This is a genomic window from Runella sp. R0.1_18 (assembly GCF_057652155.1).
In genome coordinates this window covers 576,603-591,617 of record NZ_JBYFCK010000002.1, presented here as the reverse complement: position 1 = coordinate 591,617, position 15,015 = coordinate 576,603, and the positions used below count along the sequence as shown (strand labels likewise).

Here is a 15,015-nt window from a genome sequence, read left to right as displayed (position 1 = left end):
TTTTAAAATCGGCATAAAACCGCAATAAATAAACAATAAAAACAGCAAACTCCGTCATTTGTTTGGTGAAAAATATTTGTATTAGTAGAATAAAATGAAAAAAAATTAAGATTTTGGCGAAAATTTGAGCTGAATCAAAAAATGTCTCTAATTTTATTGCAACTTTTTGCGGATTTGATTTTATATTTTTTGAACCATTATGCACCCAATTCAAACCCAAATGCTAAAGCGAGAACGACAGGCATTCATAATGAAACAAATCAATCTTCACAATCGGATATTGTCTGCCGATTTGGGATTGATGTTGAACGTTTCGGAGGATACTATCCGTCGTGACCTTAATGAACTGGCGGAGGCGGGTGAACTGGTGAAGGTTCACGGTGGGGCCTTGTCAAAATCGTACCATTACGATTATGCACCGAGTACGACTTATGCTTTATCGGAAAAAACGGTCATTGCGCAAAAAGCCGCCACCCTTATCGAAGACGGAATGTTTGTTATTCTAGGTGGCGGAACGACCGTACGGGAATTGGCTCGCCTACTTCCTGTTGATTTAAAAGCTACTTTTTTTACCATAAGCCTGACAACCGCCCTGCAGTTGTGCGACCACCCGACGATTGACGTGATATTTTTGGGGGGAACATTGGTTAAAAATTCGCAGATTAGCGTGGGAGGTGAAGTCATTAGCCGTCTCAATGAAATCAAGGCAGATTTGTGCATCATGGGTACCAATGCCATTGATACCGAATGTATTACGGATACGGATTTAGAGGCGGTTCAGGTGAAAAAAGCCATGATAAAGGCGTCTAAGCGAAGCGCCGTTGTGACCATCAGCGAAAAATTGGGAAGTACCCAAAAACTTCAAGTGTGTGAGTTATCGGATATTGATTATTTGGTGACTGACTTGCCTGCTGATGCACCGCAATTTTTAGGCTACCGCCGTGAAGGGCTGTTGATTCTTTAGAATTAGCTCGTCCCGACATCTAGTCGGGACGATATGGTACGGCGTCTCTGACGCCACTCACTGTCTATCTTAATCCCTCCGCTTTCTCCGTTCTTCCCGACGTGATTTGTTGAGTTGACTAATGGCGTCTTTGGCTTCTTTGACTTGGCTTGATTTCTTCTCCCCTCGGTCAATCACCGTTTTGTAATACTCTCGCGCCGCTTCGTAGTCTTTTTCAGTTTCCGACATTTTACCCAAGGCAATTAACGACGATAAATAGTAGCCCGACGTAAACGCTTTGGCTTGAATCGAATAATTGACAGCCTGCAAGTAATATTCTTTGGCTTTTGGAATATCGCGGTGATAATTGTTGTAGTAATATGCCAAAACGTAAGCCGCATTTCGCCCACTTACAGCTTCGTAGCCTGCCATCCCTTTGTCGATTTTGGACAAAATGCTGTTGGCGGCTTTTTCTGCTTCGGCGGTATTTCCCCTTACAAAAGCTGAGCGGAGGTAATAGCGTTCAAAGTAGGGATTGTCAGGATAAGTTTCCCACGAGTATTTTGCTAAATCATACGCTTTGGCGTACTGATTTTCGTAGCTGTAAATCTGCAGTAAGAAATACCGTGCTTCCGTTCGGGTGTAAAAAGCGTTGTTGCCTACTTTTTCAAGTTGCTGAATACCAAGTTGTTTATTGCCTTTGGGGAAAAGCCAGAGAATAGGTTTGAGCAACGGATAGTTGTCAGGAATCCATTGCGCAAAGTAATTGAACAACCCATCGCCAAACAGTAATTCTGGGCTTAGATCGCTTTTTCCTTCACATTTTTCCATGTATTTCAAGGCGTTTTTTCCCGCAAACGTAGCCCGTGACCAGTGTTTCCGTTCTGAGTGAATCCGTCCTTTGAAGGCATAAGCTGCGGCTAAGAAAAACGAAGGTTCGATTTTGTTTTCGCGCGCATCGTACAGTTTTTCGGCCAACGTAATGCAAGTATCCATCAAGGCCAAACAGCGGTCGTCGTAGCGAGTGTCTTCCGTGTTAGGCACAATTTTCCACCACTCGGCCAACCCCATCAAAAAATAAGGCATGGGATGGTACGGATAGCGGTAGCGCAACCAACGAAACTCAGCGTCGGCTTCGGCAAATTTAAAATTATAAAGTTTGTTAATAGCCTCTGTAGCTTCGATTTGTACGCCTGGATTGGAGAGCAACATATCGTACTTGCCATCAAAGTCAGAGGAGGCATAAAGTTGGGCATTGGCTGTAGTAGTACCTAAAAGTACCCAGCTAATGATACCGAATATCCAATATTTTAAGATGTTCTTTTTCATGGTCTATTATCTTTGCTGTGGATATTAACGTACAACTTCTCGTTACAGTTTATCAAGGTTGCCATTTTTTAAGTTTTTTTTAATATTTTTTCATCATGCTGACGGTCAAAGACAAAAAGTTTGTTCCATTTATCGAAAAACAACCACTCGAAGAGCGAATTGCGGAGTTAGGGCGCGAAATTAACGAAGATTACCGAGACAAGAACCCTCTTTTTGTGGTCGTCCTCAATGGAGCATTTATGTTTGCCGCTGAGCTAATGAAAAACGTGACTATTCCGTGTGAGATTACCTTCGTACGTGTATCGTCGTATTCAAAAACCCAATCGACGGGTGAGGTGACGGAAGTATTGGGGTTGAAAGAACCCATTCGCGACCGCCACGTGATTATCGTCGAAGACATTGTCGATACGGGACTTACGATGAACAAGCTTCTCTTTCAACTTTCGGCCCAGCGCCCCGAGTCGATTCAAGTAGCAACTATGTTGTTCAAACCCAAAGCCCTCAAAACGCCACTAAGTGTTAAGTACGCCGCATTTGAAATAGAAAATCGTTTTGTGCTTGGCTATGGTCTTGATTATGAAGGCTATGGCCGAAATGTGGACGGAGTTTATGTACTAGCACCATAGCCCAATTTGCCTTTTACTTAGTTACTTTATCAACACCTAATCAACCATTTTCTTCATGTCTGATTTCCAAATTTACCTTGGACTGGGGTTTGACCACATCACCGACCCCAACGGTTACGACCACATTTTGTTTGTAGTGGCTTTGTGCGCCATTTACGCTTTTCGCGATTGGAAAAAAGTGCTGGTTCTTATTACGGCATTTACGCTAGGCCACTCGGTGACGTTGGCTTTGGCCACCTTAAAGCTGATAACGTACCGGTCCGACATCATTGAGTTTCTCATTCCCATCACCATTTTTGCCACAGCGGTATCCAATTTCTCAGATAATAGCCTCGGCGAACCAAAATCCCCCAAACTGCGGTACATCTTCGCGGCTTGTTTTGGCTTAATTCACGGCATGGGATTTTCCAACTATTTGCGAAGCTTGTTGGGCGAACAAGAAAGTATCGTTATGCCCTTGTTTTCGTTCAACGTGGGCTTGGAGTTGGGACAATTGGTGATTGTGGCCATTGCATTGGGAATTGCCTCTTTGTTTATCGAAATCATCAAGCTAAAACGCCTCACTTGGAATCACTTGATTTCTGGGATTGTAGCAGGGATGGCCTTGTCGCTAATTCTTAACAATGAGCTTTTTCGGACGTTAGTAGGGCTGCCAGTGGAATAATGTCGCAAAAAAGCCCCTACGCGTCTATGCCTTGGCCTAATTTTGATTGATTTACCTTATTTTTACTATTCAACTAACAACCAAGTACCAATGAGAAAACAGTTTATTTTTTACTGGCTTATGCTCAGTACGGGCTTATTATTTGCCCAACCCCCTGCGGCAAACTACCATGCTAATTCACGTTTTGAGCAATTAGGTGCTCAACTACCCACGCCAAATACGACCCGTACGGCTTCGGGAGCGCCTGGAAAAGACTTTTGGCAACAACGTGCCGACTACGACATCAAAGCCGAATTGGACGATGAGCAACGTAAAATCACGGGAACGGAGACCATTACGTACCACAACTACTCACCCGATGAGTTGAAGTTTGTTTGGTTGCAACTTGACCAAAACTTGTTTGCCAAAGGTTCTATTAATGCCCTTTCGCAGCACAATAGCATCCAGCCCCAGATGTCATCAAATGCCGTACGTGGTTTAAATGCCCCAAGTTCGGTACGGACTACCGTGGCTGGTGACAAAGAATATGATTTTAAAATCATGGCGGTGAAGGACGCAAAAACGGGTAAGCCGTTGACCTACACCATCAACAACACCATGATGCGCATTGAGTTGCCTGCGAGTATCAAAACTGGCCAATCGTACGCGTTTTCGGTGGATTGGAATTATTTCATCAACGAATACTATGGCCGTGCTGGTTATGAGTTTTTCCCGAAAGATGGAAATACCAACTACTTCATTGCACACTGGTTCCCTCGTATGTGTGTGTATGACGATGTAAATGGCTGGCAACACAAGCAGTTTTTGGGCCAAGGTGAGTTTACATTGACGTTTGGAAACTACAAAGTTGCTTTGACTGTGCCTAATGATCACATTGTAGGTGCAACAGGAGAATTGCAAAATGCGGCGCAAGTGTTGTCGTCGGAACAGCAAAAACGCTTGGAGCAAGCCAAATCAGCTACGCGCCCTGTGTTGATTGTAAGCCAAGAAGAAGCCGAAAAAGCTGAAAAAGGCAAACCAACGGGTAAGAAAACGTGGGTGTTTAAAGCGGACAACGTTCGTGATTTTGCCTTTGCTACTAGCCGTAAATTTATTTGGGATGCGATGCAAATCGACCAAGCGGGCAAAAAAGTAATGTGTATGTCGCTTTACTCAAAAGAAGGAAATCCACTTTGGGGTAAGTACTCTACCATGGTAGTGGCGCATACGATTAAGTCATACTCAAAATATACGATTGATTACCCTTATCCAGTAGCTTACTCGTGCCACGCAAGCGGCGGTGGGATGGAATACCCAATGATTTCGTTCAACGGTGGACGCCCTGAACCCGACGGAACATATTCGGAAGGGACTAAATACGGGATGATTGGCGTAATTATCCACGAAGTAGGCCACAACTTCTTCCCAATGATTGTCAACTCTGACGAGCGTCAGTGGGGATGGATGGACGAAGGTTTGAATACATTTGTGCAGTACTTGACCGAAAAAGAGTGGGACAAAGATTACCCAACGCGCCGTGGTGAGCCTCAGTACATTACTGATTACATGAAGCAAGGAACCGAGAATTTGGTGCCTATCATGACTAGCTCTGATAACATCATGCAATACGGCCCTAATGCCTACGCGAAACCTGCGACGGGCTTAAACATTTTGCGTGAAACTGTGATGGGACGTGAGTTATTTGACTATGCATTCAAAGAATATGCACGTCGTTGGGCGTTTAAGAATCCAACTCCTGCTGACTTCTTCCGCACAATGGAAGATGCGTCGGGGGTGGATTTGGATTGGTTCTGGAAAGGTTGGTTTTACGGCGTTGAGCCTGTTGACCAAGATTTAACTGAAGTAGAATGGTTTGCCTTAGACACGCAAAACCCAGAAATTACGAAAGCAAACGCCAAGAAAGAAGCCGAAGCCAAGCGTAATACTGTGGCTCGTCAGCGCGATAAAGACTTTATCAAAGAGCCAGTTGTGGAGAAAAATCCTGACATGAAGGATTTCTACAATTCGTATGACCCTTACAAAGTAACAGATGCTGACAAGAAGAAATACGAAGCCTACTTGGCAAGCTTAACGCCCGACGAACGCAAATTGGTAGAGTCGGGTATGAACTTCTATACCTTGAAAGTGAAGAACAAAGGTGGTTTGCCAATGCCTGTGATTGTAAAAATGCAGTTTGAAGACGGTACTGATTCGGTAGCTCGCTTCCCAGCAGAAATCTGGCGCTTGAATGACCAACAGGTATCGAAAGTCGTAACGACGAAGAAAAAAGTGGTACAGTGGACATTGGATCCCTATCGTGAGATTGCGGACATTGACGAAGAGAGCAACAGTTTCCCACGTCAGCCAGCGCAACCAACGCGTTTCCAAATGTTCAAAGGAGGTGGTTTCCAACGCGGAGGCGGTACTAACCCAATGCGTGAAGCGCAACAGGCCCAACCTCCCAAAGCAGGTCAGCAAGGCGGCGCTAAAAACGACTAATATTTTTCAGACCATCCAAGTTTTTGAAACTTGGATGGTCTAACCAAACTCAAGCGTGGAATAGCGGGTTTTCAATAACCTGTTGTTCCACGCTTTTTTTATGGCACAACATTTGCCTTTACTTTTCAAAACTCAAAAATATGCCGAATAACCGCTGGATTCTTTGTGCTTGTCTGCTTGTGTTGACAAATTGGGCTGCTTCAATGGCTCAAAAGGGGCTACGAATTGAAGCAAAAATTGCCAATGCCAAACCTATGCGTCTGATTTTGGCTCAATACTTTGCAGGGCAACAAATGCCCGTAGATACTGCTATTTTGGGAGCCGACGGCCGTGTAGTTTGGCAGACCGATGCCATTCCCGAAGGCGTTTGTCGGATTGTGGGGTTAGGGCGAGGGCTTGATATTTTTGTGACGGGGTCACAACAGTTTTCCTTTGAAGCCGATTATAAAGACCTGATTGCCAGTATTCGTTTTAAAAACTCCCCTGAAAATTCCCTTTTTTTTGATTACCAACGAGAACTACGACGGCGCTACCAAGCGGCGCTGGCAGAGCGTCAGCGCATGGGGGTGAAAGAAGACTCAGACCCACGCTGGAAAAGTCGATTTCAAGAACTCAATCAACAAGTGAAGGTATTTGTTGACTCACTTTATCAAAAACACCCTACCTACTTGAGTACGCGCTTTTTGAAAAGTTACCAAGAACCTAATTTGCCCATTTTGCCCGTTCAGAAATTATCGGCCAAAGATTCTCTGTATTTGAGAAACTACGCCTGGGAGCATTTTTTTGACAATTCTTTTCTCTCCGACGAACGAATGGTCTATACTTCTACCGTTCCTGCCCGGTTTGAACGTTTTTTGAAAGCCCTTCCTCAATTGGACAAAGAAAATCGAAATAAGTGGGTCGATAACCTTATTCAGAAAACAAAAGGAACTACGGAGCTCCGCAAATACATCATTGGCGGGCTTGCTCAAAAGGTAGAATTAACATCTAATCCAGATTTTGACCAGCTTTTTGATCGAATTGTGGATAACTATGTGGATAACGATACAAAATTGTGGGATGCGAGCACTTTGCAGCGATTAAAAGAACTGAAAGCGATAAAATCCAATATGGCGGTGGGGAAGGAGTTTCCGCAACTCTCGCTCACCACGTCGGAAGGAAAGTCCTTCAAATGGGAAGATGTTCAGAGTGATTATACCCTTCTTTTCTTTTTTGACCCAGGGTGTAGCCATTGTCGGGAAGCGACGCCTGCGTTGGCTACGTTAGCCAAGCAGTACAGTCCTAAGATGAAGGTAGTCGCGGTGACACTCGACCCGAACGAAGTTGCATGGAAGGAGTTCATTCAACAGTTCCAGACGGAACATTTTATCAACGTTCGAGACGCTAACCGCTCCATTGAATTTTATAAACTAGGAGTCATAGAATACCCCACCATTTATCTGCTCGACCGAGACAAAAAAATAGTGGGGCGTTGGTTGAAAGTGGAAGAACTTCCGTCTTATTTGGTTAGTCGGTAAGAAGCTGTGAGTTGCAAGCCGCTGAAGCGTTGTTGAAAACGGCTATCTCTCAATTGTGCCTCGCCTGGAACAGCATAGGCAATGTACATATCGCTTACGCCTTGAATACTTGCTAAGTAGCGAACGCCAATCGAAAGTTTGTTCAGATTGAGCGCGACCCCTGCATGGTAGCCAAACGCATAGGTGCGGTAAGGCGAAAAGGTAAGCGGGGTCGAAGAATATTGCGACAAGAAATTTTTGAGGTTGCTGTCGTCAAACAGTTGCAACGAAATAAGCGGGCCACCCGTAAATTCCAACCGCTTATGTTTGTAGCCCAGCGAAAGAGGAATATCCAACTGCCCATATTGAATAGACGTTTTATTGGTGCTTCCTGTCGATTCTATTTCACCTCCTTTAACAGAAAGTAATGCCTCTGCTTGTAAAAAAACATCTTCTGTACTGCGTACATACGCCCCCACTACGTAGCCTGCTTTGCTACTTCCTTGGGTGGTTATTGTTTCTGGTGTAGCCGAGCTTGATGTTGCCCGACGCCCAAGAAAATCATCTCCTCTGAGCTGCGAAATCTGTAATCCCGCTTTTAATCCCCACTCTGCTCGTTGGGCATTTGCGCCCAAGGCTGTCAAAACACAAAAAGCGGCAAGTAATCGTTTCATAAAACTCCTTTTTATAGTTTTAAAATAGATAAGTAATTTTCTAGTTTCAAAGTTCACTATCTTTTGCCCATAAATCCAACAAACGAATGAAAAAACACCTACTCGTTTTACTTAGCGTTCTTATTCAGTATGTTCACAAGAGCCATGCCCAAGAGGTAGATGTCTGTGTATATGGCGGAACCTCGGCGGGAGTAATTGCTGCCTATACCGCTGCAAAATCAGGGAAAAAAGTACTTTTAATCGAACCAAGTCGGCATTTGGGCGGTCTTAGCTCGGGTGGATTGGGCCAAACCGACATTGGTAATAAATATGCAATAACGGGTGTCGCCCGCGATTTTTATCGTCGCATCGGTAAGCACTATGGCAAGTTTGAGCAATGGACGTTTGAGCCACACGTGGCCGAACAATTATTCAATGACTATATCAAAAGAGCTAACGTACCTGTTTGGCTCGAACATCGCTTGGTAAAAGTTCAAAAACAAGCAGGAAGAATTCAGTCCATTACCGTAACTTCTTCAGAGTCACAAGGAGAAAAAGTACGGCTCGTAACAGCCAAAATGTTTATTGATTGTACCTATGAAGGTGATTTAATGGGCCAAGCAGGAGTAAGTTACATCGTTGGACGTGAAGCCAATAGCCAGTACAACGAAACGTGGAATGGGGTACAGATGCACGACAAACACCAATTTCCAGAAGGTATTGACCCGTATAAAATCCCTGGCGACCCTTCAAGTGGATTATTGTGGGGGATTTCCACGGCAACATTAGCCCCAACAGGTTCAGGTGATAAACTATTGCAAGCCTATAATTTTCGGTTGTGTTTGACCAAAGACCCTACCAATCAGATTCCGATTACTAAGCCAGCGCGTTATGACTCAACGAAGTATGAATTGTTGTTGCGCCAAGTGGCAGTCGAGAAACCAGCGCACATTAATTGGGGGGTATTGCACATTGCTGATATGCCCAATTCAAAGACGGATATTAACAACAAAGGAGGTTTTTCGACGGATATGATTGGCATGAATCATTCGTTTGCTGAAGCTGATTACCAAACCCGTAAAAAAATCATCAAAGAACACGAAGATTATACCAAAGGGTTTTTGTATTTCGTAGGCCATGACCCCAGAATGCCCCAACATTTGCGTCAACAAATGCTCGAATGGGGATACCCCAAAGATGAGTACCTTGATAATAACCACTTTTCACACCAAATCTACGTCCGAGAAGCGCGCCGAATGGTGGGAGAATATGTGATGACGCAGCATAATTGCGAAGGCCGTGAAATCGTAAAAGATGGCATTGGTATGGCAGCCTATACGATGGATTCTCACAACTGTCAGCGGATACTTTTCAAAAACCCAACTTCAGGAAAAATGGAGGTGAGAAATGAAGGTGACGTACAAGTAGGTGGTTTTCCCCCCTACCCGATTAGCTACAGGTCGTTGATTCCTCGTAAAGCGGAATGCCAAAACTTGTTTGTCCCTGTATGCTTATCGGCAACGCACATTGCGTATGGCTCTATTCGAATGGAACCTGTATTTATGGCGTTGGGACAAGCGTCGGCAATGGCGGCAGTTCAGGCCATCAACAGCAAAAAAGCTGTCCAAGAAATAGACATTGAAACACTTCAAAGAACGCTAAAAATCAATCCACTCGTGGATGGTAGCCAATCCGAAATTTTATTGGATAACGACGTTACTCCTACAAATATCCAAGTAGTGGGCGATTGGCAAACCCTGAAAACGGGAAGTAAGTATGCTGCTACGCAGTTGGTCGATATTTCCAAAGGGGCTATTCCAAAATCAGTTCGGTTTACGCCCGAAATTCCCCAAACGGGAGAATACGAACTTTACATCTATAACCCCAACCCTACTGGTGGTGGAGGTAATCCAGGCGATGCCCAAAATCAGTCCAAAGCAAGCAAAACAAAGTTAAAAGTAAAAGCAGGGAACCAAGAGCAAGAACTGGCCATTTCGACCCGCGAACAAGTGAGTGACTGGATTCGAGTAGGGAGTTTTTCGTTGGCCAAAGGGAACGGTAACTTTATCGAAATTACCAACCAAAATGCGGATGGAATCGTTGTCGCAGATGCCGTACTGTTTGTTCCGAAGCGGACAGTCAGACGATAGTCAGACTGTCCGCTGTTTCTGGTCACACTATTGTCTATTTAGGATTAAGACGGGTCAAGCATTTTGCCCATAAACAAAATGGTATTGGACGTTTTTTCGCTAATGACAAACATAAACGGACGGTCGGCGTGGTAGTAATTGTTAGGCCCTGCCGAAGTTAATTCAACGCCAATGGTAGTTACTGCCGCGGCTTCCGTTCCTTTTTCATCGACGGCTACGAAGGTATTTTGTTTTACAAACCCTACGTTTAAGCCACCTTTGGAGTTGATTTTAGTCAAATCGGCCGCGCCAGGAATAAAGGCCGTTGGCATTCCCATGGTTTGAAGAACACTATTTAGCTTTACTTCATATTCTAACGTAAACTTAGGTAACCCGATTTTAGCTTTAGGTACCTCTTTCATTCCTTCTTGCAATTGTGACCATTCGCTGGCCGAAAAACTGGCAATCAAATTAGCCACTTGGTTGCCATCTTTAGGAACGATTACTGTCATGGTATATTGGCCGTTGCCGTAGGGAAGCTCGTAAGCAAAATAAGTGTCACGAGTACCAACTCTGACGTTATCTTCCAAAAACATCATCTTTACATTTTTTGTTTGGCTATCAGTTAGTTGGAACGGATAATCAGAAGTTAATTTTTCAGAAAAGCTGGTTTTCCAATCACCCTTAAAATAGAGGGCGTTCATCAAAAACATCACCATTTGTGGTTCGATGTTGTCCAGTACTTTTTTGATTTTACCGTTGGTTTTATCGCTAGCCCATTGATTAAGCGGCGAAGCATCACTACCTGTGTAAGATGTAACGTCTGCCTTGAACCAAGACTTCATGGTGTTTAGAAAATCTGTTTCTGGCTGGAACGTACTTCGATACCAAACCGAATTGGCTAGGCCAAGCGTTACTTTAGGGTCGGCTTTTGGAAGGGCTTCCATCAATTTTTGGTAAATTTGGTTGGCCTCGGCGGTTGATATTCCACTGAGCTTGAGCGTTTGCTGGATTTCGTCGGCAGTTTTTCCGTTGGCGCCGTTGAGTAACATTCCAAGAGCTGTGTGCAAACTCAAAGGTGACACAAAAACGTTTTGGTTCTTTTGTGCAGTTTCGTTGTTTAATGTTTTGAAAAATTCAAAAGCAAATTCGTTGGTTTGGCTAGAAAACTTCGATGGGATACCGATGGGGCTGATTTCATCAGAATTACCCGAAGAGGTGCAACCCAAGGCTGCCCAAAGTAAAAAAAGCGTGGCCGCAATGACCATTACGCTTTGGAAAAATGAAGGCGATTTCATGTTTGTTTCAGGGCTTAAGGCTCTTGTCATAGCAGTAGATTTTTTTAGTAAAAACTAGGACTATGACGCTGTTGAGGTAATAACGGTTGTAACCCAAAAAAAATTTTCAAACCCCGTGCAACCTTTCTATTTGTTTTTTGCATCTACCCATTGAAACAGCCTAAACATGGTGAAAATATTACAACTATTCACAAACGAGGGCCAACTGGTCAAAGCCTTACAAAAAGGAGATCCCAAGGCGCAGCGGTATTTCTACGAGAAGTACTCTGCTCGAATGTTGGCAGTTTGTGTACGTTACCTGACCGATCAGATGGAAGCTGAGGATGTAATGATAGAGGGATTTATGAAGGTTTTTGAACGAATTGACCAATATAAGGGAGAAGGGAGTTTTGAAGGGTGGATGCGTCGCCTTATTACCAACGAAGCCTTGATGCGTTTGAGAACGCGGCGCCACATCGAAATCGACATTGATGCCCCCGAAGTACACCAGCAGGTTCACTTTGAAAGTATTGAAAATAACCTAGAAGTGGAAGACTTGATGGCCATCTTGGCAAAGTTGCCTACGGGCTATCGGACGGTTTTCAACTTGTATGCCATTGAAGGGTATTCGCACGCCGAGATTGCGGAGCAGTTAGGAATAAATGAAAGTACCTCGAAGTCGCAGTTGCACCGAGCAAGGGCTTTGTTGCAACAAATGGTCACGGAAGTAGAAGGTTTAAAATGGAAAGCGTAAAACACTAAAGAATATGAAAAAGCATCCAGTTGATGAGTTGTTCTCGCGCAAACTTCGCGACGCTGAAATAACCCCTCGCGATGAAGCTTTTCAAAAGTTTCAACAAAGGTTACAAACCAAAGAGCGCCGAATCGGCTGGTGGCAGCAAGGCTCTTGGCTGGCAGCGGCTGGCGTGAGCTTATTGCTTATGGCAGGGGGAGGATGGTGGCTGATGAGCCAACCTGCTGACTCGACTGTTGCGACCGTGGAGCCTTCAGTTAAAAAAACGATTGCTACTCCTCAAACCAAAGGAAGCGAATCGTCGCCGATATCGGCAGAGGCATCTCAAGCAATAGCCACCAGGGAAACGGTTCCTCAACCAACGAACAAAACATCGGTAGGCGCTGTGCAGCAAGCGGTAGCAAAAGCCCCGATGCAAAAGCGGGAAGAAACAAAGTTAGAGACACTGCCGTCGATACAGGAGTCGCAAATTGCGCAGGTGGTGACTACGCCTACGGCTACCGTGGAACCTCAGCGTCCTGTGAAAGTAGAGGAAGCTGTCAAAACGATGTCGTTGACAAATGCGGTGGCAGAGGTAGCAAAACCTGTGGAAAAAACAGTTGTTCTTCAATTGCCTGCGTTGAAAGAAAACAACCAATCAAAGGAGGCATTGGTGGCCTTCAACGAAGTACAATCTAATCCATCAGCTAGTACACCTTCTTTTGATAACGATGTATTAAACAAACCTCGTAAATCGACAAGAATGGCGAAAGTATGGCAACAGCTTAAAAATGCCAAAAACGGAGAAAAAGTCGATTGGGATGAGGTAGGTTTTAATCCTAATAAGCTGGTAGCCAAAGCCATTGGCAAATAATCACAATGTTATTTTTAGACCGTAATGACAACTTCAATAATTAACATAGCCATGAAAAATGTAATAACAGCCATCGTTCTAACCGTAGTGACTAGCATTGCAGCCTACGCCGAAAAGTACACCGTTCAGGGAGATACGCTCATTGTTCAGTTTGGGAACAACACCCGGCTCATTGTTCAAGCCAAAGACAAGTCGGAGATTCGTAACTTAAAACAGTACGACCTCAATAAAATCATTCGCGATTTGGGAGCTACGCTTGATTCTAGTGGAAAGGAAACCTACATTTATATCAACGAACAGAACGGTCGTAAGTATCTAAAAGACACGGTATTAGTAGTTAGTCGTAAGGATGGTGAGATTAAAATCTCTATCAATGACTCATCTTCTAGTTCTTCGACAGAAAAGAAGGAAGAAAAGTACGAAAAAGACAATGATGCGTCGTCTAGCCACGATGATGGTAAAATCACGAGAAGCGTAACTCGGCGTTACAAAAGCCCTCGAAATGGTTTTGATGTACTCGTCGGACTGAATACCTATGCCCAAAATACACCGCTTGCTTACAACAAGGAAGATTATGACTTATTACCTTGGGGTTCTCGATTTGTAAGTTTGAGTTGGGTAAGAGGTGCGGCCATCAGCCGAGGAAAAGATGCTTCACTGGGGCTTGATTTGGGGGTAGATGTCGCGTGGTACAATTTGATGTTTGACGGAAACAATACTGTTCGTAAAGACGCCAATGCCATTAGCTTTCCTACGGCCACAAATGACCTTCATAAGTCTAAACTCACGGCGGCTTACATCAACCTATCTTTGATGCCAACGCTGGCGATTCACCGAGGCCCTATTTCTTATTTGAGCGTTGGAATGTATGCAGGCTATCGGCTCGACAGCTACACCAAAACCCAAGAGACTAGAAAAGGACGCTCGGAGCGAATTCACTCCAACTACTACCTTAATAACTTTCGATATGGTTTCGGTGCTGAGTTAGGCATTCGCCATTTTCCTGACCTTTTTATGCAGTATGACTTAGGTGAACTGTTTCAAACTAACAAAGGGCCTGCGGTACGAATGATTAGTTTTGGTGTTCGTTTATAGTGCTAACAATTAGGCGATTACGGTGCTTTTGAAGATGATTTAGAAGCACCGTAATTATTTTTCTTGAAAAAAAAATTGTTTTTTTTTGCCTAAAAGTTTGAACTGAATTAAAAACAGCATACATTTGCGACTCCAAAAACGACAACAAAGTCTTTTGGAAGTTTTTTGAAAATAAGAAGGGGGTGTACCAGAGTGGCCAAATGGGGCAGACTGTAAATCTGCTGACGTACGTCTTCGGTGGTTCGAATCCATCCGCCCCCACCTTTTTACATAAGAATATCAGCGGGAGTAGCTCATTTGGTAGAGCGGTAGCCTTCCAAGCTTCAGGTGGCGGGTTCGAGCCCCGTCTCCCGCTCAAAATGGAGTCGTAACTTGAAAAGTTGCAAACATTTACCTCATAGGATTTTGTCGCTCCATAGCAAGTTAATTGTTACTTGTTAATTGTTAATTGGAAGTTTTAACTACAAATAACTGTTAACGAATAGCGATTAACTTTTTTGTTGAAAAGCCGTTATAGCTCAGGGGTAGAGCACTTCCTTGGTAAGGAAGAGGCCCGGGGTTCAAATCCCCGTAACGGCTCTGGCAGAAAAAATAGTTAACAATTAGGAGTTCTTTTCGCGGTAGTAGTGATAGCTATGGTCGTCATTTACCGTAAAACTCTGGACACTCAAGTTTTCTCTGTAAATCCATAATTAATACAAAACCAAATTTTAGTTAA

At 44.0% G+C, this 15,015-nt stretch carries 12 protein-coding genes and 3 tRNA genes; 12 read left to right on the top strand and 3 right to left on the bottom strand.

All coding sequences use genetic code 11. The features are described 5' to 3' along the window. Positions 1–199: 199 nt before the first annotated feature. Positions 200–964, top strand: a complete 765-nt coding sequence (locus tag AC23P2_RS05240) for a DeoR/GlpR family DNA-binding transcription regulator (protein WP_487772215.1) — start codon at positions 200–202, stop codon at positions 962–964. Between the two features lie 69 nt (positions 965–1,033). On the opposite strand, the gene AC23P2_RS05235 is transcribed toward AC23P2_RS05240, so the two are convergent. Beyond that, entirely contained in the window at positions 1,034–2,272 is a 1,239-nt protein-coding gene (locus AC23P2_RS05235) for a tetratricopeptide repeat protein (protein WP_487772214.1), read from the bottom strand. A gap of 95 nt (positions 2,273–2,367) precedes the next feature. Between AC23P2_RS05235 and hpt the strand changes: the two genes are divergently transcribed. The 4 genes from hpt to AC23P2_RS05215 all read left to right on the top strand — a co-directional run bounded on the left by hpt (position 2,368) and on the right by AC23P2_RS05215 (position 7,557). Further along, entirely contained in the window at positions 2,368–2,898 is a 531-nt protein-coding gene (hpt, locus tag AC23P2_RS05230; RefSeq protein ID WP_487772213.1) for a hypoxanthine phosphoribosyltransferase, read from the top strand. Positions 2,899–2,953: 55 nt separating this feature from the next. Beyond that, positions 2,954–3,562 (top strand): HupE/UreJ family protein, encoded by a 609-nt coding sequence (locus AC23P2_RS05225; RefSeq protein ID WP_487772212.1) that lies wholly within the window; start codon positions 2,954–2,956, stop codon positions 3,560–3,562. A gap of 90 nt (positions 3,563–3,652) precedes the next feature. Then, the gene (locus AC23P2_RS05220) at positions 3,653–6,040 is read left to right on the top strand and encodes a M1 family metallopeptidase (RefSeq protein ID WP_487772211.1); all 2,388 of its coding nucleotides are present in this window, start codon (positions 3,653–3,655) and stop codon (positions 6,038–6,040) included. A 140-nt stretch (positions 6,041–6,180) separates the two neighbouring features. Then, complete coding sequence (locus AC23P2_RS05215; RefSeq protein WP_487772210.1) at positions 6,181–7,557, top strand: thioredoxin-like domain-containing protein; 1,377 nt, start codon at positions 6,181–6,183, stop codon at positions 7,555–7,557. On the opposite strand, the gene AC23P2_RS05210 is transcribed toward AC23P2_RS05215, so the two are convergent. Then, positions 7,539–8,210: an outer membrane beta-barrel protein gene (locus AC23P2_RS05210; protein ID WP_487772209.1), complete on the bottom strand. Its 672-nt coding sequence runs from the start codon at positions 8,208–8,210 to the stop codon at positions 7,539–7,541. The two genes, AC23P2_RS05215 and AC23P2_RS05210, sit on opposite strands and share 19 nt — an antisense overlap. Positions 8,211–8,296: 86 nt before the next feature. On the opposite strand from AC23P2_RS05210, the gene AC23P2_RS05205 reads away from it, so the two are divergent. After that, positions 8,297–10,339, top strand: a complete 2,043-nt coding sequence (locus AC23P2_RS05205) for an FAD-dependent oxidoreductase (RefSeq protein ID WP_487772208.1) — start codon at positions 8,297–8,299, stop codon at positions 10,337–10,339. Between the two features lie 44 nt (positions 10,340–10,383). On the opposite strand, the gene AC23P2_RS05200 is transcribed toward AC23P2_RS05205, so the two are convergent. Continuing rightward, entirely contained in the window at positions 10,384–11,646 is a 1,263-nt protein-coding gene (locus AC23P2_RS05200) for a serpin family protein (protein WP_487772207.1), read from the bottom strand. A 136-nt stretch (positions 11,647–11,782) separates the two neighbouring features. Between AC23P2_RS05200 and AC23P2_RS05195 the strand changes: the two genes are divergently transcribed. From AC23P2_RS05195 to AC23P2_RS05170, 6 genes are all read left to right on the top strand, one after another. Further along, a complete protein-coding gene (locus AC23P2_RS05195; RefSeq protein WP_487772206.1) occupies positions 11,783–12,349 on the top strand; it encodes an RNA polymerase sigma factor in 567 nt (188 codons plus the stop codon). 13 nt (positions 12,350–12,362) lie between these two features. Beyond that, entirely contained in the window at positions 12,363–13,202 is an 840-nt protein-coding gene (locus tag AC23P2_RS05190) for a hypothetical protein (protein ID WP_487772205.1), read from the top strand. A gap of 51 nt (positions 13,203–13,253) precedes the next feature. Continuing rightward, on the top strand, positions 13,254–14,297 hold the full coding sequence (locus AC23P2_RS05185) for a hypothetical protein (protein WP_487772204.1): 1,044 nt from the start codon (positions 13,254–13,256) through the stop codon (positions 14,295–14,297). A gap of 178 nt (positions 14,298–14,475) precedes the next feature. Continuing rightward, positions 14,476–14,558 (top strand) — tRNA-Tyr (locus AC23P2_RS05180). Positions 14,559–14,579: 21 nt separating this feature from the next. Further along, positions 14,580–14,652 (top strand) — tRNA-Gly (locus AC23P2_RS05175). Positions 14,653–14,804: 152 nt separating this feature from the next. After that, positions 14,805–14,876: transfer RNA gene (locus tag AC23P2_RS05170), tRNA-Thr, on the top strand. The last annotated feature ends 139 nt before the right edge of the window (positions 14,877–15,015 follow it).